Origin of the sequence: Roseomonas sp. 18066 (assembly GCF_902706185.1) — a bacterium.
GTDB lineage: Bacteria > Pseudomonadota > Alphaproteobacteria > Acetobacterales > Acetobacteraceae > Pseudoroseomonas.
Window position 1 is genome coordinate 1 of the sequence record NZ_CACSJM010000098.1, and the last position, 24529, is coordinate 24529.

Below are 24529 nucleotides of genomic sequence, written 5' to 3' on the forward strand. Positions count from 1 at the left end.
TTCGATGGAACGACGGAGCGTGACCCTCGCTTCTTTACGGGCTCGATCGCCCCAAGGGGTTCCGGGCTACGCTCCGCCACCGCTCCGGACACTCTAGCAACGACCGAGCGCGATGGCGCCAAGTTACAAGGGGGCTCGGGGGAATTCATTCCCCCGACCTACCCCTGTCTCTTCGCTTCAAGCTGCCTGTTCAACGATCGCCAATGACCGCAGATCCGCCTCGAAGCGGTCGCGCCAGCGTTCGAGGCTGTTGAAGCGCATCACCTGCATCATCGCCGCGTGGCGTTCCTGGCGTTCGTCGCGCGACATGGACAGGGCGCGGTCCAGGGCGGCGGCGACGCCGGCCTCGTCGTGCGGGTTGACCAGCAGGGCGGCGTCCAGCTCGCGGGCGGCGCCGGCGAATTGCGACAGCACCAGAACGCCGGGGTCCTCGGGGTCCTGGGCGGCCACGTATTCCTTGGCGACCAGGTTCATGCCGTCGCGCAGCGGCGTGACCAGGCCGACCTGGGCGGCGGCATACAAGGGCATCAGCGCCTTGCGGGGGAAGCTGCGGTTCAGGTAGCGCAGCGGGGTCCAGTCGAGCTCGGCGAAGCGGCCGTTGATGCGGCCGGCCTCGCCTTCCAGCTCGCGGCGGATGGCCTGGTAGGCCTCGACGTCGGAGCGGGACGGCGGCGCGATCTGCAGGTATTCCACCCGGCGATGCCAGCCGGGGTGGCTGCCCAGGAAGCGCTCATAGGCGGCGAAGCGCTGGCGCAGGCCTTTCGAGTAGTCCAGGCGCTCGACGCTCATGATCAGGGCGCGGTCGTCGACGGCGCGGTTGAGGGCGGCCATCTGCGGGTGGTCGGCGCCGGCGACGGCCTCGGCGCGCAGCTGCTCGACATGCACGCCGATCGGGTAGACGCCGGTGCGGATCAGCCGGCCATGCGCGCTGACCAGGCCGCCGGGGAATTCCTCGCCGCCGAGCTCGCGGCGGACATAGTCGGCGAAGGCCAGGCGGTCGCCCTCGGTCTGGAAGCCGATCAGGTCGAACTGGCACAGCGAACGCACCAGCTCGGCATGGGCCGGCACCGTCATCAGCACGGCGGGGGCGGGCCAGGGGGTGTGCAGGAACAGGCCGATGCGGTTGCGCACGCCCTTGGCGCGCAGCTCCTCGGCCAGGCACAGCAGGTGGTAGTCATGCGCCCAGATCACGTCCTGCGGCCCGACCAGGGACGCCAGGTGGTGGGCGAAGTGCTTGTTGACGCGGCGATAGCCTTCGAACTCGGCCCAGTCGAAGCGGGCCAGCGCCGTCTGGTAGTGCAGGATCGGCCAGAGCGTGCCGTTGGCGAAGCCGCGATAGTATTCGTTGTAGTCCCGCTGGGTCAGGTCGGTGGTGTAGAGGGTGACCGGGCCGGAATGGGCGATGACCGGGGGATGGCCGGGCAGCAGGCTTTCGGCCGGCACCACGTCGGGCACGGTCTGGCCGGACCAGCCGAACCACAACCCGCCGGTGTGGCGCAGCGCGTCCATCACCCCCGCGGCCAGGCCGCCGGCGGTGGGCTCGCCCTCGGTGATCGGGGCGACACGGTTGGAAACCACGACCAGTCGCGACATGCGCGGCTATCCCTTCAGGCCACCTCGGGCAGCTCCGGCAAGACGCCGGAATGCTGCTGCAGCAGCAGGTCTCGATACGGACCGTGGCGCTGGGCCAGCTCGCTCGGAGGCCCGTCCTCCACGATCCGACCCCGATTCATGACGATGATTCTGTCGAAATTTTGGAGGGTCGAAAGACGGTGGGCGACGGCGATGACGGTCCGGCCGCGCATCAGCGTGTCGAGGGCCGTCTGGATCAGCCGCTCGCTCTCGCTGTCCAGCGCGCTGGTGGCCTCGTCCAGCAGCAGGATGGGGGCGTCCTTCAGCAGGGCGCGGGCGATGGCAAGTCGTTGTCTTTGGCCGCCCGACAGCTTGACGCCGCGGTTGCCGACGATGGTGGCGAAGCCCTCCGGCAGGGCCTCGATGAAGCCGCGGCACTGGGCCATCCCGGCCGCGCGCAGCACCTCCGCCTCGGTCGCGTCGGGCCGGCCGTAGCGGATATTGTCCATGACGCTTCGATGAAACAGCGCGGTGTCCTGCGGCACCACGGCCATGGCGTCGGGCAGGCTGTCCTGGGTGAGGCCAGAAATATCCTGGCCGTCGATCAGCACGCGGCCCGATTCGGGGTCCCAGAACCGCTGCAGCATGGCCAGCACCGTGGTCTTGCCGGCGCCGGAATAGCCGACGAGGCCGACCCGCTGGCCGGGCGGGATGGTCAGGTCCAGCCCGTCCAGCACGATGTCGCGGCCGGGATAGGCGAAGCGCACCGCCTGGAATTCGACGGCGCCGGGGCCGGGGCGCAGCGGCGTGGCGCCCGGGGCGTCCTCCAGCGCATGCGGCAGCAGCAGGGTGCCGATGGCTTCCTCCAGCCGGGCCAGCTGCTGGGTCAGCTCGACGAGGGCGACCGCGATGTCGCGGGTGCCGTTCAGGATGGTCAGCGACAGCGAGGCCAGCAGCGCCACGTCGCCCACCGAGGCCTGGCCGCGCTGCCACAGCGCCAGCCCCGCCGCCAGCACCAGCGCGGTCAGGCCGACGGTCAGCAGCGCATGGATGGTGCGCAGCCACTCCATGTAGAACAGGCTGGCGCGGTGGGTGGCGATCTCGGCCTCGACATAGCCGCCGATGCGCGCCCGCTCGCGCAGCGTGGCGCCGAAGGCGCGCATGACGCCGATATTGCCGACCACGTCGACCAGCTCGCCATCGACGGCGGCGGCGCGGCTGGCATGCTCGCGGTGCAGCGGCCCGCCGCGGCGCGCCAGGCGGTGCATGTAGATGCCGATGGCCAGGGCCGCGACCGCCAGCGCCGCGGCCAGCGGCAGCGACACCACCGCGGCGATGGCGATGGCGCCGAGCACCGCGGCGACCGGGGGCACCACGCTCCAGGCCAGGGTGTTCTCCAGCGCGAAGCCGGCCTGGGCGGTGGCCGACAGCCGCGCCGCCAGCGCGCCCGGCATGCGGTCGGCGAAATAGCCCGGGCTGTGGCCGGCCAGATGCGCGAACAGGCCGCAGCGGATGTCGCCGGCGACCTGGGTGAAGCTGCGGGTGGCCGACCAGCCGCCCAGGCGCCACAGCAGGTTGTCGGCGGCGATCAGCGCGCAGAGGCCGAAGAAGGCGGTCCAGACGGCGCTGAGCTCGGCGCGCTCTGGCCCCGGCGCCACCAGGTCGATCAGCAGCTTCAGCCCGTATTGCGTGGCGACGCCGCAGAGCACCGCCGCCAGCACCGCGCCGAAGACCAGCGCATGCCCCGGCTTATGCGCCGCGGCATGGCGCAGCAGGAACCGGAAACCCGAGGGAAGCGTCACCGAAGCCGACAAAACCAGCCCACTTTTCGCCATAATGGATTTGTACCTTGAGGATGAAATATGGGCGTGGCCGAGGCCGTTCAAGTCAAGGTCGCCGTGTTTTAACTACAAGCTGTGATCGGCCTGACAAAAGGGATCGCGTTCATGCGTATCGCTCAAATATCGCCGCTGTTTGAAGCCGTGCCGCCCAAGCTCTATGGTGGCACCGAGCGCGTTGTCTCCTCCCTCACCGAGGAGCTGGTGGCGATGGGTCATGAGGTGACGCTCTTCGCCAGCGGCGATTCGATCACCACCGCCCGGCTGGCGGCGATGCGCGACCAGGCGCTGCGCCTGGATCCCTCGGTCAAGGACTGGGTCGCCCATTACATGAAGATGGTCGAGATCGTCGGCCAGCGGGCGCATGAGTTCGATGTGATCCATTCGCATATCGACTATTTCCCGCTCGGCCTGCTCGACCGCCAGCGCGTGCCCTTCGTGACCACGCTGCATGGCCGGCTCGACCTGCCCGAATTCAAGATGATCTACGAGACCTATGGCCACACGCCCTATGTCTCGATCTCCGACCATCAGCGCCTGCCGATCCCGGGGCTGAACTGGGCGCGCACCGTCCTGCACGGCATGCCGAAGGACCGCCTGACGCCGCAGCCGGTCGAGCAGAAGTACTTCGCCTTCCTGGGCCGCGTCTCGCCGGAGAAGGGCCTCGACCGCGCCATCCGCATCGCCGCCCGCGCCGGGGTGAAGCTGAAGGTCGCCGCCAAGATCGACGACGCCGACCGCGCCTATTACGACCGGGTCATCGCGCCGCTGATGACGCAGGATCATGTCGAATACATCGGCGAGATCAACGACGACCAGAAGCCGGAATTCCTCTCCGGCGCCCATGCGCTGCTGTTCCCGATCGACTGGCCGGAGCCGTTCGGCCTGGTGATGATCGAGGCCATGGCCTGCGGCACGCCGGTGATCGCCATGCGCCGCGGCTCGGTGCCGGAAGTGATGGAAGACGGGCTGACCGGCTTCATCATCGACAATGAGGACGAGGCCGTCGCCGCCGTCGCCCGCATCCCGGAGCTGGACCGCGCCAAGGTGCGCGCCCGCTTCGAGCAGCGCTTCACCTCGCGCCGCATGGCCGAGGATTATGTTTCTCTCTATGAGCAGCTGATCGCCGAGAAGAAGAAGCCCCACCTGCGGGCCGTCAGCGGCGGCAACTGAGCCGACGCGACGAACGAGACGAAAGGCCGGGGGGCGAAAGCTCCCCGGCCTTTTTTCATGGCGCTGGAGCGGGAGACGGCGGCGGAGAGGGTGACGCCGGCACGCGACCACCGAGATCCATGGTGGTCAGCGGCGTCGTCACCGGCTGCAGGCGCTTGCGGTCCATGCGGGCGAGCGCCAGGGCCACCGTGTTCGGCCCGAAACGATGCCGCAGCCGCGCCAGCGCCGCCTGGTTGCGGTCGCTGTCTTCCCGGAACGCATCGGGGAAGGTCAGGAAATCTCTCACCCACCCCTGGCGCTTTTCGGGCTCGGCCGGGCCGGCATCGGCGGTCAGCTCCAGGCAGAGCAGCGCCAGGACCGCCAGGTCGGCGGCGCTCAACAGGAGCCGCGCCTCGGCGAAGATCGGCGGATCGTCGGTCGGCGGGCCCTTGATGCTGTTGCCCAGCGCGGCCACGGCCTCGGCCAGCACATCTTCGCCGACCAGGTTCATCAGGAGCAGGCCGAGATTATAGGCCTTGGCCTCGTCGCTCATCCGCGCTTTCTCGAGCGAGGCGATGGCCTGCTCGAGCTGGCTCTGCTCATCGGCCAGGACATTCTGCATCAGGGCGACGCAATGCAGCGGCAGGGCCGTGCGGGCCTCGGTGAAGGACACGCCATGCATGATCGTCTTGACCCGGCGGGCGCGGGGGCCGGCCCTCTGGCGATCGCAGGCGCGGTCCGCCGCCTTCAGGATGACTTGCAGCGCCGCGGCGGGGCCGATGGCGATGTCCGTCTCCTTCACGCGCAGCGAGAAGATCGAGGTTCGGAACAGCGCCATGCTGCCGAAACCCGCCAGCAGCACCTGGTTCAAGGTGCCGCCGAGGCCCCCGATCGAGCTCATCCCCAGCTGGTTGGTGCGCAGCAGCCAGAAGACGATGAAGGCGGCCATGGCATTGACGAGGATGTAGACGACGCCGGGCCAGGTCTCGAGCGGCGCGGTCGGCCGGTCCCGGTAGCGGCCGACCAGCTCCGTGACGCCGACCATCGCGCCGATCAGCGTCACCGCGGCATAGGCCGCCAGGGGCGCCTGCAGCTGGCCGAAGATCCGGCCCAGGACGATCCCGATCAGCAGGGCTGCCGGAACGATCCAGTAGCGGGCTAGGCTCTGGATCCGCTCCTGCAGCCAGAGGCCGATTTCGCGAAGGCGCGGCGGCTCGATGGAGGACACGGTCGGGCTCCGTCCGGGGCCCGGCTGTTATCGATCCGTTACGACCGGATATCAATCGCCGAGCTGGCGCCTGCTTTCAGCAGCTGGTGGCCGCGCGGGGTGAGGCGCAGGAACCGGCGGCCGTCGGCCAGATCGACAACCTCCGCCGCGCCGGCCCGCCGCAGCCCTTCGACCGCCTCCAAGGCGGCGGTTTCCTCCAGCTGGCTGAGCGGCACCACCTCATGCAGGGGCAGCAAGCCATTGGCGGCACCCGCTATTTCCAACACGCGCTGCGCGGCGCTGGGCGGGCCGGTGTCGGCGGCTTCCGACGAGCTGCGGGTGTTGAGGAAGGCGGTGAAATTGCTGAACGCGCGCATGCGAGGCCTCCAGCCCAAGGCCCTCAAGATAGGAGATGGCCGGGCGATTTGCTATGCGTCAGTGACGGCCGCCCGTGCCGCGCATGGCCCGCACCAGCACCAGCACCGGCAGCAGCCCGACCACGACGATCAGCAGCGCGGCGGTGCTGGCCTCGGCCAGGCGCTCGTCGGCGGCCAGGTTGTGGACGCGCACCGCCAGGGTGTCGAGGTCGAAGGGCCGGACGATCAGCGTCGCCGGCAGCTCCTTCATGGTGTCGACGAAGATCAGCACGGCCGCCGTCAGCAGCGCGCCGCGGGCCAGCGGCGCCTCGACCCGGGCGATGGCGGCGGCCGGGCCATGGCCCAGCGTGCGGGCGGCCTGCAGCAGGCTGGGCTTCAGCCGCGACAACCCGCTTTCCACCGCCGACTGCCCGACGGCGAGGAAGCGCACCAGATAGGCGAAGACCAGCGCCACCATGGTCCCCGACAGCAGCAGCCCGGTGGAAAAGCCCAAGCGCGACCGCGCCCAGCCATCCACCGCATTGTCGATCAGCCCGAAAGGCACCAGCGTGCCCACCGCGATCACCGAGCCCGGCACCGCATAGCCCAGCCCCGCGATGCGGTTCGCCGCCCGTGCCAGGCCCGAGGGATACAGCCGCACCCCCCAGCCCAGCAGCGCCGCCAGCGTCACGCCGATGACCGCGGTGACGCCGGCCAGCAGCAGCGAATTGCGGGCGAAGGGCAGGAAGTTCGCCGGCTGCAGCGCGTCGCCCCCGGCCAGCATCAGGTGCAGCAGCCCGCCCGCCGGAATGACGAAGCCCACGACCAGCGGCAGGGCGCAGGCCAGCGTCGCCGCCCAGCCCTTCCAGCCGCGTAGCTCATGCGGCCGCAGCGGCGGCGTGCGCGTGGTGGTGGGGTGGTAGCGCCGCCCGCCGCGCGACGCATGCTCGGCCAGCAGCAGCATCGCCACCATCCCCATCAGGCAGGCGGCGAGCTGGCTGGCCGCTCCCCGGTCGCCCATGCCGAACCAGGCCTCGTAGATGCCGGTGGTGAAGGTGCGGACGGCGAAATAATCGACCGTGCCGAAATCGGCCAGCGTCTCCATCAGCACCAGCCCGATTCCGGCGGCAAGTGCCGGCCGCGCCAGCGGCAGCGCCACGCGGAAGAAGGTGCGCGGCAGCGACAGCCCCAGCGTGCGCGAGGCCTCGATCAGGCAGGTGCTCTGCTGCAGGAAGGCCGCCCGGCACAGCAGATAGACGTAAGGGTAGAGCACCGCCGCCAGCATGACGGCGGCCCCGGGCAGGCTGCGCACCTCCGGGAACCAGTACTGCCCCCAGCGCAGCCCGGTCAGGTCCCGCACCAGCGTCTGCACCGGTCCGGCGGAATCCAGCAGCCACGTGTAGAGGTAGCCGCAGACATAGGCCGGCATGGCCACCGGCAGCAGCAGCGCCAGCTCCAGCGCGCGCCGCCCCGGAAAGCGGCAGGCCGTGACCAGCCAGGCGCAGCCCACCCCGGCCGCCCCCGACATCACCGCCACCAGCAGCCCCAGCTGCAGCGAGTTCCACAGATACGGCCACAGGTTGGTCCGCACGATATGGTGCCAGACCTGCCCCGCGCCCTGGCCCGACAGCAGCGGCCAGGCCGCATTGCCCAGCACCCCCAGCACCGGCAAGGCGACCAGCGCCGCGATCAGCCAACCGGCCCGGGCCCAAAGCGGCACGCGCCGCCGCGGAGGAAGGGCCGGATCGACGGCCAAAGGAAGAGTGATGGACACGAGGGTGAAAATGCCTCGCATCCGCGAGGGAAGGAAGCAGGGCGGAGGTAGGTCGGGGGAATGAATTCCCCCGAACCCCCTTCTTTTTTCTGATCACCGGCCGTTGGGGGAACCTGCGCCTCAGCGACGGCGACACCAGGGCGTCACGGCGGGACGCATTTGCCTAAAAACAGCGCGCCCTCGCAGGTCGCGCTGTCGCCGGGCCGGGCCACGTACTGTCCCCACGTGGACACGGCAGTCCGAAAGAAAAGGGGAATTCATTCCCCGGGCCTTTAGTCTTTCTTGCCGTCCTTCCACTGCTGATACGTCGTCCGCGGGATATCCACCTGGTCGGTCGTCCGCGTGTACCACCCCCGCCCGTGCATGCGCCCGACCAGGTTCAGCTTCGGCGTGTCGATGTAGTATTTCTCGGCGTTCAGCACGCCCTCGTCGTGGACATGCATCGCCAACACCCGGCCGAGGACCAGGGTGTGGACGCCCACGGGCACCAGCTGGAAGGTCTCGCATTCCATGGCCACCGGGCTTTGGGCAATGCGGGGGGGCTTGATGTGCAGGCTGGGCTCGGTGGCCAGGCCCAGCGTGGCCAGCTCGTCCATCTCGGGCGGGAAGTCGATGGCGGTGTCGCTCATCGCCTGGGCGCTGGCCTCGTTGACCAGGCAGACCACGAATTGCCCGGTGGCGCGGATATTGGCCAGCGTGTCCTTCACCGGGGCGTCGACGCCTTCCGGGCGCGGGCCGCAGGAGAAGCCGATCACCGGCGGCGTGTCGCCGAAGGCGTTGAAGAAGGAGAAGGGCGCGGCGTTGGTGACGCCCGCCGCGTCCTGCGAGATCACCCAGGCGATCGGGCGCGGGACGACGGTGGAGACGAGAAGCTTGTAGGCCTCGCGCGTCGGGATCTGGGCGAAGTCGAACAGCATGCGGGTCTTCCTCAGCCGACCGGGTGTGGGGGCGCGGCGCCGCGCAGCAGCACGGCGTCGAGATTGTCGAGGCAGCGGAAGCCCATGGCGTCGCGGGTCTCGATGGTGGCGCTGCCCAGGTGGGGCAGCAGCACCAGGTTGGGCGTGGTCAGGTAGCCCGGGTGGATCTTCGGCTCGCCGGCGAAGACGTCGAGGCCGGCGGCGCGCAGATGCCCCTTGGTCAGCGCCTCGCACAGCGCCACGTCGTCGACGGTGGTGCCGCGGCCGGTATTGACCACGATGGCGCCGCGCTTCAGCAGGGCGATCTTGCGGGCGTCGAGCCAGTTGCGGGTCGCCTCGCCGCCGGGGATGTGCATCGACAGCACGTCGATGGCGCCCAGGAAAGCCGCGTCATCGGCGTGGTAGATGGCGCCGGCGGCTTCCTCGGGCGGCAGCTGCTTGCGGTTGCGGTAGTGGATTTCCATGCCGAAGCCGCGCGCCATTTTTGCCAACGCCTGGCCGATGCGGCCCATGCCGAGGATGCCGAGCTTTTTTCCTTCGAGCGTCACGCCCATCAATTGCGTCGGCGCCCAGCCGGCCCATTCGCCGGCGCGCAGCATGCGCTCCGATTCACCGCCGCGGCGGGCTGCGGCGAGAATGAGAAGAAAGGCGATCTCGGCGGTGGCGACGCTGAGCACGTCCGGCGTGTTCGACACGGCGATGCCGCGGGCGCGGGCGGCGGCCAGGTCGATATGGTCGGTGCCGACGCTGAAGGTGGCCAGCAGCTTCACGCTGTCGGGCAGGGCCGCGATGGTCGCCGCCCCCAGCGGGTCGCCGGCGGCGCAGAGGATGCCCTGCGCCCCGGCATCCTTCGCGGCCGTTGCCAGGGTGGCGCCGTCCATCGGCGTGTCCGACGGGTTCGGGATGGTGATGTAGTCCCGCTGGGCACGGGCCTCCACCGCATCCGGAAAGCGGCGGGTCAGCAGGAGGACGGGCTTCGTCATGCGGATCAGCTCCAGAGGGGATCGATGGCCGGGCGACCGGACAGCACCGCGGCGATGTTGTCCAGGCTGCGATGGCCCATGGCGTCGCGGGTCTCGACGGTGGCGCTGCCGATATGCGGCGCCAGCGCGACATTGGGCAGGTCGATGAAGCGGCGGTCGAAGCGCGGCTCGCCCTCGAAGACGTCGAGGCCGGCGGCGGCGATGCGCCCCGATTTCAACCCGTCGATCAGCGCCTCCTCGTCGATCAGCCCGCCGCGCGCGGCATTGACCACCACCGCGCCGGGCGGCAGCAGGCCGAGCGTCCGCTCGTTCAGGATATGCCGCGTCGCCGGCGAATAGGGGCAGTGCAGCGAGACGAACTGGCATTGCCCCAGCATGGCGTCGAGGTCGGCGACGTAATGGCCGCCTTCCTCCAGCGCGGGCGGCAGCTGCGCCGCGTCATGATAGAGCACGCGCATGTCAAAGCCGCGGGCGCGGCGGGCCACGGCGCGGCCGATGCGGCCCATGCCGATGATGCCGATGGTCTGGCCCCAGACGCGCACGCCGAGGAAATCGCCCATGGCGCGCGGGCCCCAGGCGTCCTGCCGCAGCATCTGGTCGGCCTCGGGCAGGCGGCGGGCGGCGGAGAGCAGCAGCGAGAAGGCCAGGTCCGCGGTGCAGCCGGTCAGCACGTCCGGCGTGTTGGTCACCACCAACCCGCGCGACTTGGCGGCGGCCACGTCGACATGGTCGAAGCCGACCGAGCAGGTGGCGGCCACCTTCACCCGGGCGGGCAATTTCTCGATGAAGCCGGCATCCAGCTTGAAGCCGGAGCTGAACAGCAGGGCCTCGGCCTTGTGCTCTTCCAGCAGAGCCAGCGATTCCTCGCGATCGATGTCGCGGTCGATGGCGAAGGCGCCGGCGAAGTCGCGGTCCAGGCGGGCGGCCACCGCCGGCGGCATGCGGCGGACGCTGACCACGCGCGGCCGGGCGGCGGGCGCGGGGGCCAGTGTCGCGAGGGGAGAGTCGAGCTCAGCCATGCACGCATCCTCCTGTTCTGCTTTGCGGCCGAGCTTAGACGTCTCAGCCGATCGCACCAGGGGGTAACGGCCGGGGGGTAACGGCCACCCCATCTTGCCAGCGGAGGGGGAAGCGTTCACCGTCCGCGCCGAATTCCAGGATGAGGGAGAAGGCCATGGATCTCGGTCTGCAAGGCAAGCGCGCGCTCGTGATGGGCGCCTCGAAGGGGCTCGGGCGCTCGATCGCCGATGCGCTGGCGGCGGAAGGCGCGCTGGTCGCCGTCTCGGGGCGCGACCAGGCGAGCCTGGACCGCGTGGCGGAGGAGCTGCAGCGCCTGGGCGCACCGAAGGCCGTCGGCATCACCGCCGATGTCGCCGAGGGCGCGCAGATGGACAAGCTGGCCGATGCCGCCGTCGCCGCGCTGGGCGGGGTCGACATCCTGGTGCTGAACCATGGCGGCCCGCCGACCTGCACCGCGCTGGAGATGAAGCAGGAAGACCTGATCACCTGGTTCCAGCGCATCGTGCTGTCGCCGATCCGGGTGGCCAACAGGCTGCTGCCGGGCATGCGCGAGCGGAAGTGGGGCCGGATCCTGGCGGTGGGCTCCACCGGCATGGTGCAGCCGCTGCCCGGCCTCGCGCTGTCCAACACGCTGCGCGCGGCGATCGTCGGCTGGAACAAGACGCTGTCGGCCGAGCTCGCGGGCGAGGGCATCACCTGCAACATCCTGGCCCCCGGCGCCTTCGCCACCGACCGCACGGCCGAGACGCTGGCCGCGGCCTCGGCCAAGTCGGGCAAGAGCATCGAGGCGCTGGTCGCCGAGCGCTCGGCCGCCATCCCCGTCGGTCGCTATGGCGAGCCGAAGGAATTCGGGCCGATGGGTGCCTTCCTTGCCTCGGACAAGGCGGCCTATACCACCGGCCGGATCCATATCATCGATGGCGGCGCGGTGCGCGGCGTCTGAAAGACTGAGTGACGGTGTCGAATTCCCTGCGTCCCAACCTGCTGCCCGATGTCGACCTGGCCTTCCGCCTGTTCGACGAGCTGCGCGAGAAGAGCTTCGACGGCGTCGGCATCACCCGCGAGGCCTATGGGCCGGGCGAGGCCATGGCGCATGCCACGGTCCAGCGTGAGGCCGAGGCGCTGGGGCTGGAGGTGACGGCCGATCCTGTCGGCAACCTCTACATGACGCTGCCGGGGACCGACCGGACGGCCAAGCGGCTGCTGGTCGGCAGCCACCTGGACTCGGTGCCGCAGGGCGGCAATTTCGACGGCGCGGCGGGGGTGCTCGCCGGCCTCGCCGCGGTGTCGGGGCTGAAGCAGGCGGGGTTCGTCCCCGCCCGCGACGTCACCGTCATGGCGATCCGGGCGGAGGAGGCCGGGGCCTGGTTCCCGACCTCCTATCCCGGCTCGCGCGGCTCGCTCGGCCGGCTGAAGGCCGAGGAATTGCAGGTCAAGCGCCAGGATAGCGGCCGGACCCTGGCCGAGCACATGCGCGAGGAAGGCTTCGACCCCGATTTCGCCGCGCGCGGCGAGGCGGTGAACACGCCCGACAACACGCTGGGCTTCCTGGAGCTGCATATCGAGCAGGGTCCGGTGCTGGATTCCGAGGGGGTGCCGCTGGCCATCGTCACCGGCATTCCCGGCAGCCGGCGGCTGCGCCAGGGCCGGGTGGTCGGCGAGTACAATCATTCGGGTGCCACGCCGCGCCGCTATCGCCGCGACGCCGCCATCGCGCTGGCCGAGCTGGCGGTGGCCCTCGACGAGGCTTGGGCGATCCTGGAGGCGCATGGCCACCGCCTGGTCGTGACCTTCTGCACCCTGGCCACCACCGCCGAGGCCGGCTTCACCAAGATCCCGGGCGAGGCGACCTTCATGCTGGATGTGCGCAGCGTGAACCCGGCGAGCTGCGACGCCATCTTCGCCGAGCTCGAGCGGCAGGTGGCGCGCATCGAGGCGCGGCGTGGCGTGACCTTCGAGCTGGGCGCCGAGACCGGCTCCGCCGCGTCGCTGATGGATCCCGGCATGCGGGCCGGCCTGGCGCGCGCCGCCGATGCCGTGGGCGTGGCGCATCTGGAGATGGCGTCGGGCGCCGGCCATGATGCCGCGGCCTTCGGCGCGGCGGGCATCCCAGCCGCGATGTTGTTCGTGCGCAGCCAGAATGGCAGTCACAATCCGCATGAGGCGATGCGGAACGAGGATTTCGCCGAGGTGTGCAAGGTCATCACGCGCTGGGTGAGCGACGCTGCTGCCTGACAGAAAAAAGATGGGGGTCCGGGGGAATTCCTTCCCCCGGCCTTTCTTTCTGTTCTAAGCGCGTCCCATGGAAAAGACTGAAATCTGGGTCGATGGCGATGCCTGCCCGGTCCGCGACGAGGTGTTCCGCGTTGCCGGCCGCCTGTCGCTGGTGGTGCATGTGGTGTCGAACGGCGCCCGCGGCGTCCGCCTGCCGGAAGTGGATTGGGTCAAGCGCGTCATCGTCGCCGAGGGCGCGGATGCCGCGGATGACTGGATCGCCGAGCGCATCCGCCCGCAGGACCTGTGCATCACCGCCGACATTCCGCTGGCGTCGCGTTGCCTGGAGCGCGGGGCGCGGGCCTTGTCGCCGACGGGCCGGATCTGGACCAGCGACAATATCGGCCAGGCGCTGGCAGGCCGCGAGGTGTCCCGGCATCTGCGCGAGATCGGCGCCCTGACCAGGGGCCATGCGCCGATGACGGGGAGCGACAAGTCGCGCTTCCTCTCGGCGCTGGAGACCGAGGTGCAGGCGGCGCTGCGCGGCGCCGAGGCGAAACCGGCCGCCTTGTGGCGGCCGGGCCTGTTCGACTGAGGGTTACTCCGCCGGCAGCGGGCTGGTGCCGCGCGCCGGGGCTTCCTCGATCCGGGTGGCCGTGGTGGCCATGCGCGGGACCGAGCGGCGCTCGGCCTCGAGCCGGTCGGTCGCCTGGACCACGCGCTCGGCGCTGCCCAGCAGCGCCAGCAGGGCGCCACGCTCGCCCGGCGGCACAACAGCGCTGAGGCCAAGGGTCCGCTCGCGCAGCGCGGCGATCAGCGCCTCGCCGGCGACCTCGCCCGGGGCCTTGGTGGAGGGCGCCTGGCCCGGGGGCAGGGCGGTGCCCAGCTTGCGCGCCAGCCCGTCCAGCAGGGCGTCCACCACCGGCCTGGCCTCCGCCGAGAATTCCTCGCGCTGGATGCGGCGGGCGACCTGGTGCAGCGCCTCGCCCAGATGCGCCGCGATATCGGCTTCCTCGATCAGGCTGGCGACCTGCTCGGCCTGGCGGGCCGAGAGGCTCGGCGTGAAGAGGGACGCCGCGAAGCCGCGGATGTCGCGGTTCAGCAGGTCGAGCGCGGTCTGGTGCTCGGCCGGCAGGCGGGGGGCGGTGGCGACGCCGCGGGCGGTCTCCAGGAACAGCCCGCTGGCCTGGACGTGGCGGGCGATTTCTTTCTGCACGGCAGTCTGTCCGGACGCCATGTCGGCCCGCGCTTCCGCCGACAGATACTTCGGCGTCGAATAATCCTCGACATCCTCTGAAGCATCGCGGCCGATGCGGGACAGCACCCGCTCGAAGACGCCGATGAAGGGGTAGAGCAGGATGACGTTGAAGATGTTGAAGAAGGTCGAGTAGAGGCCGATGGCGACGGGGACCAGCGGATAGGTCTCGCGGCCATTGACCATCAGGGGGACGCCCGGGTCGCCGCCGAACCAGCCCATGGCGAAGCGCAGCACGTCCATCGACAGGAAGAAGAGCGGGATGGTGACCGCGACGCCGATGATGTTGAAGGCGATATGGGCATAGGCCGCGCGCTTGGCGTTGCGCGACAGGTTCAGCGAGGCCATCCAGGAGGTGATGGTGGTGCCGAGGTCGGCGCCGAGCGAGAAGGCCACCGCCGTCTCCCAGCTCAGCACGCCGGAGGCGCCGAGGCCCATGACGATGCCGATGGTGGCCGAGGAGGAATGGATCAGCGCGGTGATCAGCGCCGCGGTGCCGACGCAGGCCAGCAGGCCGGCGAAGGTGTCGGCGTGCAGCGCGGAGATGACGCCCATCACCTCGGGCATGGCGCGCAGCGGGCGCAGGCCGCCGGTCATCAGGTTCAGGCCGTAGAAGATCAGCGCGAAGCCCATGCAGGCGAGCGCGATGTTCTTCACCTTGTCAGACTTGGCGAAGATATAGACCAGCGCGAAGATGCCGCCGAGCAGCAGGCCCAGGGGCCCGAGCGGCAGGGCGATCAGCCCGTTGCCCAAGGTCGTGCCGATATTGGCGCCCATGATGACGCTGAGCGCCGGCCTCAGCCCCACCACGCCGGCATTGACCAGCCCCACCACCATGACGGTCATGGCGGTCGAGGACTGGATGATGCCGGTGATGAAGGTGCCGGCGAGCACGCCCTTGGCCGGGGTGCCGGCGAGCTTGGCCAGCAGGTTGCGCATCTTGGTGACGGCCAGGGCCTGGATGCCGTTGGCCATGAATTCCAGGCCGAGCATGAAGATGCCCAGGCCCCCGATCACAGGCACGATCACCTGCGTGAAGACATCGACTTGCATGAAGGCGTCACCTTGTTGGGGTGGGCGTTTGGCTCAGCGGCCGCCGAGGCGGGCGCGCCAATAGGTGGAGACCTGGTCCGCGACGCTGGCGGGCAGCGGCACGAAGCCCAGCGCCTGCGCGTCGGCGGCGCGCTCGGTCAGCGCCAGGCGGAAGAAATCCCGCGCATGGCGGCCGCGCGTGGCGCCGGCCGGCTTCTGCGGCAGCAGGGCGAAGACGGTGGCGGTGATTGGATAGGCCTCGTCGCCCTCGGCCATGTCGCCGGTTTGGGCAAAGTGGCGCGCCGCGTCCCAGCGGGTGCCGGCCAGCGCCGCCTGCAGCGCCGGCAAGGTGGGCGCCACGAAGCGGCCGCCAGCGTTCTGCAGCAGGGCGACGGGCAGGCGGCGCTCGGCGGCCTGGCTGGCCTCGACATAGCCGATGGCGTTCTCGCTGCGGGCCAGGCGATCGGCCATCTCGCGGTTGCCGCGCAGCCCGGTGCCGAGCGGCCAGCGCGGCAGCGTGTCCACCCCCAGCCGGTCGCGCCATTCAGGGCTGCCGGCGGCGAGATAACTGGTGAAGTGCCAGCTGGTGCCGGAGCGGTCGCCGCGCTGGAAGACGGTGATGGCCGCGTCCGGCAGGGCGAGCCCCGGGTTCAGCGCGGTCAGCGCCGGGTCGTTCCAGCGGGTAACCTCGCCCAGATAGATGCGGGCCAGCACCGGGGCCGAGAGCCTCAGCGCGCCGCCCGGCACGCCGCGCGGGGTGGCGGCGATGGCGACGCCGCCGGTGGCGATGGGGAATTGCGCCAGGTGATGGCGCTCCACCTCCTCGGGCGGCAGCGGCACGTCGGTGGCGGCGAAATCCACCGCCCCCTGCAGCACCCGCATGATGCCGCCGGTCGAGCCCACCGGCTCGTAGTCGAAGCCGCCATCGGCGGCGAAGGCGCTGCCGCCCTCGCCCTGCAGCGAGGAATAGACCTGGCCCCAGCGGGCGAGCAGCGGATGGGCGAAGGTGGAGCCGGCCCCGGCGAAGCCCTCCGCCGCGGCAGGGGCGAGCGGGATCGCGGCCAGCGCCGCGGAGAGGAGCAGGGTGACGCTGCGGCGAAGCATATGGACCTACCCGTCACGGCGGGTCCTGCAAGGGCCGGCCGCAGTCGCCGCGGCAATGACCGGTCCCCCTGACCAGCTCTCGCCGCGCTGGGTGGGGTGGTAAGGTTGCCGGATTGAAACGGCAAACGACCGATTTGTTACAGAGACTCCAGGAGGGTCCTGCGATATTTCTCAATGAAAATACAGGACGACGGCTGACTGTGATCAATGTGAAAGAGAAAAGTCATGCGGGCCGGATAGCGATTTTTCATCTTCGTCCCGGCCTGCATGACGCACAGTTCACGCGGGCGTCGGCACGCTGTCCGGCAGCAGCCCGTGCTGCTTCAGCTCGGCCCAGAAGGCCGCCGGGATCTCGGCGACCATCAGCGCCGCGTTCTGCCGCACCCGGTCGGCATGCTTGGCGCCGGGGATGACGGAGGCCACCACCGGATTGGCCGCGCAGAATTGCAGCGCCGCCGCCCGCAGGTCGACGCCGTGCCTGGCTGCGACGGCGGCGATGCGGTCGCGCGCCGCCACCTGCTCGGCCGGCGCCTCCTGGTAGTCGAAGGTGGTGCCGCCGGCGAGCAGCCCCGAATTATACGGACCCCCCACCACGACATGCGCCCCCCGCTCGGCGCAGAGCGGAAACAGCTCCTTCGTTCCGCCCAGGTCGATCAGGCTGTAGCGCCCGGCGAGCAGGAACACGTCCGGGTCGGATTCCTGCAGCGCCCGCACGCAGGGCTCCGGCAGGTTCACGCCCAAGCCCCAGGCGCGGATCATCCCCTCCTCGCGCATCTTGATCAGCTCGCGGAAGGCGCCATCGCGGGCGATGCGAAAGGCCTCGTCATAGCCGTCGCCCAGATGGTCGGCGCCCAGGTCATGCACATAGACGATGTCGATGCGGCCCAGCCCCATGCGCTGCAGGCTGTCCTCCACCGAGCGCCGGGCGCCGGCCGCGGTATAGTCGAGCTTCCGCCGGAACATCATGGTGCTGAGGAAGGGATGCGACAGCTCCGGCGTGGTCGTCGGCTCCAGCAGCCGCCCGACCTTGGTGGAGATGACATAGTCATCCCGCCGCTGCCGCCGCAGCACCGCGCCAAAGCGATGCTCCGACAACCCAGCGCCATAATGCGGGGCGGTGTCGTAATAGCGGATGCCGCTGTCCCAGGCGGCCTGCAGCGCGGCCTCGGCGGTGGCGTCATCCACCTTGGCGAACATGTCGCCCAACGGCGCACCGCCAAAGCCAAGCGGACCAGGGGGAGCGAAACGGGCCATGGTTTGGTTCTCCTTCAGGGCTTCGCTGAGGAGACGGATGGTGGGGGAAGGGGTTTCAAAGAGGAAGAGGTCGGTAGGCGAGGGGAATGAATTCCCCTCGACCCCTTCTTTTTTCTGATCACCGGCCGTTTGGGGACCAGCGCCTCGCCGGCAGCGATACCAGGGCCGTGCGGTGGGACGCGGATATGGAAACAGCGCGGCCTTGAAGGTCGCGCTGCTGCCGGGCCGTTTCACGTACTGTCACCACGTGGACACGGCAGTCCGAAAGAAAAGGGGAATTCATTCCCCTGGCCTTTGTCTGCCTTCTCTTCAGTCCTGCACTGGAATCAACTCGATCCGCTGCATCTCCATCCGGTCCACCGCCTCGCGCGAATACAGCATCGGCACGTATTCGCCGCGGGCCCAGTGGGGGGCCAGGTCGGCGTAGTGGGGCGAGGCCGGGTCGCCGGACTGGCCCGGGGCGTTGATGCAGACGCTGTTGTCCCATTCGCCCACATCCATCACCAGCCGCACCGAGGCGCCGAAGGTGCAGCGGAAGTCGCTGGGGCGGTAGCCGGTGTGCATCGGCGTCTGCGCGCTGCCGCCGACGGGGTAGGGGCCGACGTCCAGCGTCGCGGTCTCGGCGGTCAGGCCCTGCAGCGCGTGGGAGAAGTAGCCGTGGTGCAGCTTGCCCCAGCTCCAGCCGCTGGGGCAGGACCCCATGCGGCCTTCGCAATCGTGGAAGGCGGCCATCAGGGCCTCGGCCAGCAGGGTGTCGCGGGCAGGGGCGGGCAGGCGGGCGTCGGGGTTCTCCAGCACCAGCAGCAGGCTTTCCATGTCCTGCGGCAGCAGCAGCGGGCGCAGCGTCGCGTCGGGGACGAGGGCTGCCAGCAGCCTGGGCTTCAGGTGCTTGGTGAGGAAGACCTCGAACAGGGCCGCGGCGGCGCTGTCGGTGGCCAGGCGGAAGTCCCAATCCTCCAGCAGGGTTTGCGCGCCCCAGAGCTCCGGCGCCTTGCCGCGCGGCAAGGCCAGCAGCAACGCGCAAAGGCGGCGGGCGGGAATGGAAAGAACATCGGTCTGCAGCGCGGTGCAGTCGGGCAGCGTCAGCAGCGGGCCGCGGGTGAGGGATTCGCGGATGCGGGTGGCGCGGGACGCTTCCACCCATTCATAGCCATAGGTCTTCTCGGCATGCGGCCAGTCGGCGGGCATGTTCTGCTCGTTGGCGCTGTGCACGAAGCCTTCCAGCGGGTCGACGCGCCAGGGGTGCTCGGCCGGGTCGAGCAGGCCCGACCATTCGTAGCGCCCGTCGCCGGGGACCGGCAGCAGCCCGTCCCAGTTCGGCCGCTGCGGCGCGTAGCCGGCGGGCGTCCAGGCGATGGTGCCGCTGGTGTCGGCATAGACCTTGTTGACCGAGGGCGTGCCCCAGCGGTGCATCGCCACGCGGAACTCTTCCAGCGTGGTGGCGCGCATCGAGGCCAGGCTGGCCAGATACGGCGCCGAGCCGGGCAGCGACCAGACGGTGCGGATGGCCACCGCGCGACGCTTGGCGACGTCCTCGGCGATGACCGGGCCGTGCTGGGTGAAGCGCAGCGTCAGCGTCTGGTCGGGATGGCCTTTGACGGAAAAATTGTCGCGGACGACTTCCATCTTCGCGAAGCCGTCGCCGTGGCGGTAGGAATCGCGGTCGCCTTCCGCGGTCTCGTAGACATAGACGTCTTCCTGGTCCGCGCCATGGATGGTCAGCGCGAAGGCGGCGGTGCCGTTATGGCCGATCGAGATGCCGGGCACAGCAGGCTCGCCGGCGCCGATGGCGTTGAAGCCCGGGCTGTCGAGATGGACGAGGTAGCGCAGCGACGGCGCCGCATGGGCGCGATGCGGGTCGGAGGCCAGGATGGGCCGGCCGCTTTCGCTGCGGCTGCCATGGATGGCCCAGTTGTTGGAGCCTTCCATCTCGGCGCCCATCACCACGTCGCCCAGATCGGTCACCGCGGTCCAGCGGCGCCAGTCGTCGAGCGGGGCGGCCAGGCGCTCGGCCGAGAAGGTGACGGCGGCGGTGGCCAGCTTGAACTGGGTCAGCACCTCGGTGCCGAGGGTCGAGAGGTCGAGCCCCTCCGGCCGCACCGGCTCCACCGCCGGCTCGAGGTTCTTGCGCAGCAGGTCGGTGGCCAGGTCGGCCTTCGACAGCACGATGGCGCGCAGCACTTCGGACAGCGCGTTGCGGGTCAGGCTGTGGCTGCGGATGCGCACCACGTCCGCCGCCGCCCAGCGGGTCGGGCGGGTGCCCAGCGCGCGGAATTCGGCGGGCAGGCGGGCGGGCTCGGCCTCGACCAGCGCGACGAAGGCGTTGATGCCGGCGACGAAGGCTTCGCAGATCGCCTCCGCGTCGGGCGCGTAGGCCGCGAATTCGGCCGCCATGTCGCCACGGTACAGAAAGAGACGGCTGGCGCGGTCCTGGGCGAGGAAGCCGGGGCCGAAATCCTCCGCCAGCAGGCCGAGGCCGCGCTTGCGCCACAGGTCGATCTGCCACAGCCGATCGCGCGCCGCGTTGAAGCCCTGCAGGAAGAAAAGATCGGCCTCGTTTTCGGCGCGCAGATGCGGGATGCCCCAGCGGTCGACATGGATCGAGGCCGGTGCCTGCAGCCCGCGCAGCCGGATCGTCTCGCCGGGCAGCGTCGGGGCGGGCAGGGCGGCGGTGTCGTTCATGGCAGCGGGCATTCCCTATCGGCAGAGCCGGGAGGCTAGAAGCCCGCGCCGGGTCCTGCAATCGGGCCACCCCGCGAATATCGCCAGGCGCTACCGCGGCTGTGAAAATTCCCTAGCCGGCATCAGCGATCGCGCCGCCTCAGCGCAACCCGCTACCGCCGCTGAGCGCCCGTGCCGCCTCGATGGCGAGCGGCGCGAAGCGGGCGGTGAAGCGCGCCGGCGGCCATTCGGACAGCGAGCCGGCGACATGGATAGCGCCCACCGGCCGGCCCTGCTGGTCGAGGATGGCGGCGCCCACGACAACCTCGCCGATCAGCATTTCCTCGAGCACCACGCTGTAGCCTTCGCGCCGCGCCTGGTCGATGCGGGCCAGGATGGCGTCGGGGTCGAGCAGCGTCTTGGGCGTGGCGGGGCGGATATCGGCCCGCGCCAGCATCGAGGCCACCTCGTCGCGCGGCAGATGCGCCATGCAGGCCCGCCCGCCGGAGGTGATGAAGCTGGTCAGCCGCCGCCCCGCGAGCGTCGCGAAGAAGGTCTCGCGCTTGCTCTGCCGGCGCAGCGCATAGACGATGGTGGCGCCATCGAACAGGCTGAGGTCGACGCGCTCGCCGGTGCTGCGCTGCAGCTCGATGATCACCGGCGTGGCGCGCTCGATCAGCGGGCGGGAGCGCAGGAAGTCGAAGCTGCGGTCGAGGATCTTGCGGCCGGGCGTGTAGCCGCGGCCATTGGCGCCGCGCTCCAGGTAGCCGAGCTTCAGCAGGGTATGCGCCATCCGCTGCGCCGAGCTGCGGTCGATGCCGGAGAGCGAGGCCAGCTCGTTCAGGCTGAGCTCGCCCGGCTGGCGGGAAAAGGCCTCGAGCAGCGCCAGCCCCTTCTGCAGGGATTGCACGAACAGCCGGTCGTCGGACATCGGGGGCGCCTCCTTTTCCCGGGGGGTTTGCGTCCGACGCGCGGGGGAAGCAAGCCGGAAGCGGGGCAGTGTGGGGAAAATCCATCGCCAAACGGCCGGTGCCGCAGCATGGGCGTCTTTCTCCGGCGGCCGGACGGGGGCATGATCGCGCCCCTGCCGGCCGGCCCGCGGGGTTTCCGCGCACCGGAATTCCCCTGTCCTGCCCGTTCCCCTGGAGACCTGGCCCCATGGCCCTGCGCTGCGACCTGATCATCCGCGATGCGACGATTTTCGACGGCACGGGCGCGCCGCGCCGGGTCGGCGATGTGGGGGTGACGGGGGACCGGATCACGGGCGTCGGCGACCTCGGCGGCGCCAGCGCCGACCGCGAGGTGATCGCCACCGGCCGCGCCATCGCGCCGGGCTTCATCGACGCGCACACGCATGACGACCGCGCCGTGCTCTGCGGGCCCTCCTGCATGCTGTGCAAGATCAGCCAGGGCGTCACCACCGTGGTGGTGGGCAATTGCGGCGTCAGCCTGGCGCCGATGCGCCATACCCAGAAACGCCCGCCGGCGCCGCTCGACCTGCTGGGCGACGAGCAGTGGTGGACCTATGACAGCTTCGGCGACTACGCCCATGCGCTGAAGACCAAGGGCAGCGAGGTCAATACCTACGCCCTCGTCGGCCACCAGACGATGCGGGTGGAGGCGATGGATGGCGACGTGCATCGCGTCGCCACCGACAAGGAAATCCAGCGCATGCATGGGCGGCTGAAGCAGTCGCTGCTGGAAGGCGCCTCGGGCTTCTCGACCGGCCTGTTCTATCCGCTGAACAAGGCGGCGACGACGGCCGAGGTGATCGCGGTGGGCGAGGCGCTGCGCACCACCGACGGGCTCTACACCAGCCATATGCGCGACGAGGCCGACCATGTCCTGGCCTCGATCGAGGAGACGCTGGCGATCGGCAAGCGCATCGGCGTGCCGGTGCATATCAGCCACCACAAATGCTCGATGCCGGAGAATTACGGCCGCTCGGTGCAGACCCTGGCGCTGATCGGGGCGGCCGCCACCATGCAGGAGGTGGCCTTCGACATGTACCCCTATCCGGCCGGCTCCACCGTGCTGATGCCGGAGCGGATGCGCCCCGACATGCGCACCGTGGTGACCTGGTCGGTGCCGCATCCGGAGATGGCCGGGCGCGACCTGTCCGAGATCGCCCGCGGCTGGAACACCGACCTGAAGATGGCCGCCGAGCGGCTGCTGCCGGCCGGCTGCGTCATGTTCCAGATGGACGAGGAGGATGTGCGCCGCATCATGCGCCACCCGCTGTCGGTGATCGGCTCGGACGGGCTGCCGCATGACGAGAAGCCGCATCCGCGGCTCTGGGGCACCTTCCCGCGGGTGCTGGGGCTCTATTCGCGCCAGCTCGGCCTGTTCGACCTGGAGACCGCGGTGCACAAGATGACCGGCCGCAGCGCCGCGATCTTCGGCATGACCGATCGCGGCGTGATCCGCGAGGGCGCCTATGCCGACCTGGTGCTGTTCGACCCGGCCACCGTCATCGACAACGCCACCTTCGAGGATCCGGTGCAGATGAGCCTGGGCATCGAGCAGGTCTGGGCCAATGGCGTCTCGACCTTCGCCAAGGGCCGCGAGACCGGCGAGAAGCCGGGGCGCCTGGTCACCCGCAACCGCTAGCGCTTGTCTGGCCTGCGTTCACGCCTTTCGGCGGGTCCGCCTCAGGCGATCGCAGGCTAGGCGGCGGTCGCGATGCGGTCGCGCCCCTGGTGCTTGGCTTCGTAGAGGGCGGCATCGGCGGCGCGCAGCAGCATGTCGGCCGAGGTGCCGGGGCCGGGGATGCGGGCGGCGACCCCCAGGCTGACCGTGACCCGCCCGCCCGGCGCCGCCGGATGCGGCAGGTCCAGCCGCTGCAGCTGCGACTGGATGCGCGAGGCCGTGCGCAGCGCGCCCTCCAGCGGCATCTCCGGCAGCAGGACGGCGAATTCCTCGCCGCCATAGCGCGCGGCCAGGTCGATATCGGGGCGGATGGCGGCGCGGATGCAATCGGCCATGCCGCGCAGCACGGCATCGCCCGCCGGGTGGCCCTGGCTGTCGTTGAAGGCCTTGAAGTGGTCGATATCGATCATGATCATCGCCAGCGGCAGCGCCAGCCGCTGCAGCCGCGCCCATTCCAGCGCCATCAGCCGGTCGAGCTGCCGGCGGTTGCCCAGGGCCGTCAGCCCGTCGGTCTCGGAAAGCTGCTGGTAGCGCTCGCCCTCGGCGATGGCCACGGCCTCGGCGGCGCGGCGCAGCCGCAGCTCCTGGCGCAGCCGCAGCAGCAGCGCCACCATGGTCAGCGACAGCAGCCCGACGGCCAGCGCGATCCACAGCGCATGCTCGCGCCAGCCGCGCAGGATCTCGTCGGTGGCGACGGCGACATTGAGGATCAGCGGCCGGTCGCGCAGATGCAGGAAGCTGTACAGCCGCTCCACCTCGTCGATGGCGGCGGTGCCGACGAAGACGCCCTGCCGCTCGGCCATGAAGCGCTGCACCGTGGGCGCCCGCGACAGGTCCAGCCCGGGCTGCGCGCTGCCGGGAGGGCTGCGGTAGATCAGCGTGCCGTCGGCGGCGAAGAGGTTGATGGTGCTGGCCCGGCCGATCTCCATGCCGCCCAGCAGCTCGCGCAGATAGGCCAGCCGCAGCGTGCCCACGACGACGCCGGCGAAGCGGCCATCGGCGGTCGGGATCCGCCGGCTGAGCGCGATCAGGTGGTCCTGCTGGTAGCGGTCGGGGAAGGGGTGGCTGATCTGCAGCCCGGCCGCGGCGTCGGTCGCATGCCGCAGGAAGAAGCGGTGGCCGGAGAAGTCGCGCCGGCTGCCCAGGCCGGGGTCGGAGCTGGCGACGATCTCGCCGCTCGCATCCATCACCACCATGCTGCCCAGATGCGTGGTCGCCGCCGCCGGCGCGAAGAGCAGCTGGCGCGGCAGCGGCCGCGGCAGGTCGCTGTCGCCGCGATCGGCCATGGTGGCGGCCACCGCCTGCAGCGCGCGGTCATAGACCTCGACCTGGCGCAGGATGTCGCGGCCGGCGATGGCCAGCAGGTTCTGCGCGCTGCGCTCGGCCTTCTGCCAGGCATCGCGCCGCAGCTCCCACACCTGCAGGGCGCAGAGGGCGGCGAAGCAGAGCGGCAGCAGCAGGCCGAGCCAGAGGGTCAGCGCCTCGCCACGCTCGGCGGCCGGCGTGGCGCGGCCGCGCGGGCCGGGGCACGGGGCTTCGCC

19 protein-coding genes are annotated in these 24529 nt (G+C 70.4%); 5 read left to right on the forward strand and 14 right to left on the reverse strand.

From position 1 onward, the window contains the following. Window positions 1-177 precede the first annotated feature (177 nt). Window positions 178-1593: a trehalose-6-phosphate synthase gene (locus tag GVN67_RS18950; protein ID WP_159998851.1), complete on the reverse strand. Its 1416-nt coding sequence runs from the start codon at window positions 1591-1593 to the stop codon at window positions 178-180. Between the two features lie 14 nt (window positions 1594-1607). Next, the gene (locus GVN67_RS18955; protein WP_159998853.1) at window positions 1608-3374 is read right to left on the reverse strand and encodes an ABC transporter ATP-binding protein; all 1767 of its coding nucleotides are present in this window, start codon (window positions 3372-3374) and stop codon (window positions 1608-1610) included. A gap of 144 nt (window positions 3375-3518) precedes the next feature. Here GVN67_RS18955 and GVN67_RS18960 point away from each other — a divergent pair, with 144 nt between their 5' ends. Beyond that, window positions 3519-4583 (forward strand): glycosyltransferase family 4 protein, encoded by a 1065-nt coding sequence (locus GVN67_RS18960; protein WP_159998855.1) that lies wholly within the window; start codon window positions 3519-3521, stop codon window positions 4581-4583. A gap of 55 nt (window positions 4584-4638) precedes the next feature. On the opposite strand, the gene GVN67_RS18965 is transcribed toward GVN67_RS18960, so the two are convergent. From GVN67_RS18965 to GVN67_RS18990, 6 genes are all read right to left on the reverse strand, one after another. Continuing rightward, window positions 4639-5790, reverse strand: a complete 1152-nt coding sequence (locus GVN67_RS18965; protein ID WP_159998857.1) for a hypothetical protein — start codon at window positions 5788-5790, stop codon at window positions 4639-4641. Window positions 5791-5828: 38 nt separating this feature from the next. Then, window positions 5829-6146 (reverse strand): hypothetical protein, encoded by a 318-nt coding sequence (locus GVN67_RS18970; protein WP_159998859.1) that lies wholly within the window; start codon window positions 6144-6146, stop codon window positions 5829-5831. A 58-nt stretch (window positions 6147-6204) separates the two neighbouring features. Further along, entirely contained in the window at window positions 6205-7845 is a 1641-nt protein-coding gene (locus GVN67_RS18975) for an iron ABC transporter permease (RefSeq protein ID WP_235035369.1), read from the reverse strand. Window positions 7846-8171: 326 nt separating this feature from the next. Then, window positions 8172-8816: a flavin reductase family protein gene (locus GVN67_RS18980; RefSeq protein ID WP_159998863.1), complete on the reverse strand. Its 645-nt coding sequence runs from the start codon at window positions 8814-8816 to the stop codon at window positions 8172-8174. 11 nt (window positions 8817-8827) lie between these two features. Next, on the reverse strand, window positions 8828-9799 hold the full coding sequence (locus GVN67_RS18985; protein WP_159998865.1) for a D-glycerate dehydrogenase: 972 nt from the start codon (window positions 9797-9799) through the stop codon (window positions 8828-8830). Window positions 9800-9804: 5 nt separating this feature from the next. Next, entirely contained in the window at window positions 9805-10818 is a 1014-nt protein-coding gene (locus GVN67_RS18990) for a D-glycerate dehydrogenase (protein ID WP_159998867.1), read from the reverse strand. A 155-nt stretch (window positions 10819-10973) separates the two neighbouring features. Between GVN67_RS18990 and GVN67_RS18995 the strand changes: the two genes are divergently transcribed. The 3 genes from GVN67_RS18995 to GVN67_RS19005 all read left to right on the forward strand — a co-directional run bounded on the left by GVN67_RS18995 (window position 10974) and on the right by GVN67_RS19005 (window position 13628). Further along, on the forward strand, window positions 10974-11762 hold the full coding sequence (locus GVN67_RS18995) for an SDR family oxidoreductase (RefSeq protein WP_159998869.1): 789 nt from the start codon (window positions 10974-10976) through the stop codon (window positions 11760-11762). Between the two features lie 14 nt (window positions 11763-11776). Beyond that, window positions 11777-13054, forward strand: coding sequence for a Zn-dependent hydrolase (locus GVN67_RS19000; RefSeq protein ID WP_235035370.1), 1278 nt, complete (start codon window positions 11777-11779; stop codon window positions 13052-13054). A 67-nt stretch (window positions 13055-13121) separates the two neighbouring features. Beyond that, window positions 13122-13628, forward strand: coding sequence for a YaiI/YqxD family protein (locus GVN67_RS19005; RefSeq protein WP_159998871.1), 507 nt, complete (start codon window positions 13122-13124; stop codon window positions 13626-13628). A gap of 3 nt (window positions 13629-13631) precedes the next feature. Here the strand turns inward: GVN67_RS19005 and GVN67_RS19010 are convergent, their stop codons facing one another. The 5 genes from GVN67_RS19010 to GVN67_RS19030 form a co-directional block, all read right to left on the reverse strand. Beyond that, a complete protein-coding gene (locus GVN67_RS19010; RefSeq protein WP_159998873.1) occupies window positions 13632-15341 on the reverse strand; it encodes a Na/Pi cotransporter family protein in 1710 nt (569 codons plus the stop codon). 33 nt (window positions 15342-15374) lie between these two features. Further along, on the reverse strand, window positions 15375-16424 hold the full coding sequence (pstS, locus tag GVN67_RS19015; RefSeq protein WP_159998875.1) for a phosphate ABC transporter substrate-binding protein PstS: 1050 nt from the start codon (window positions 16422-16424) through the stop codon (window positions 15375-15377). Window positions 16425-16703: 279 nt separating this feature from the next. Next, window positions 16704-17678, reverse strand: coding sequence for an aldo/keto reductase (locus GVN67_RS19020; RefSeq protein ID WP_159998877.1), 975 nt, complete (start codon window positions 17676-17678; stop codon window positions 16704-16706). Window positions 17679-17987: 309 nt separating this feature from the next. Next, window positions 17988-20360, reverse strand: a complete 2373-nt coding sequence (locus tag GVN67_RS19025; RefSeq protein ID WP_159998879.1) for a penicillin acylase family protein — start codon at window positions 20358-20360, stop codon at window positions 17988-17990. A 139-nt stretch (window positions 20361-20499) separates the two neighbouring features. After that, complete coding sequence (locus GVN67_RS19030; protein WP_159998881.1) at window positions 20500-21270, reverse strand: IclR family transcriptional regulator; 771 nt, start codon at window positions 21268-21270, stop codon at window positions 20500-20502. Window positions 21271-21497: 227 nt separating this feature from the next. On the opposite strand from GVN67_RS19030, the gene GVN67_RS19035 reads away from it, so the two are divergent. After that, window positions 21498-22949, forward strand: coding sequence for an amidohydrolase family protein (locus GVN67_RS19035; RefSeq protein WP_159998883.1), 1452 nt, complete (start codon window positions 21498-21500; stop codon window positions 22947-22949). Between the two features lie 56 nt (window positions 22950-23005). Here the strand turns inward: GVN67_RS19035 and GVN67_RS19040 are convergent. Continuing rightward, a partial coding sequence (locus GVN67_RS19040) for a diguanylate cyclase (RefSeq protein ID WP_159998885.1) occupies window positions 23006-24529 on the reverse strand: 1524 nt, incomplete at its 5' end.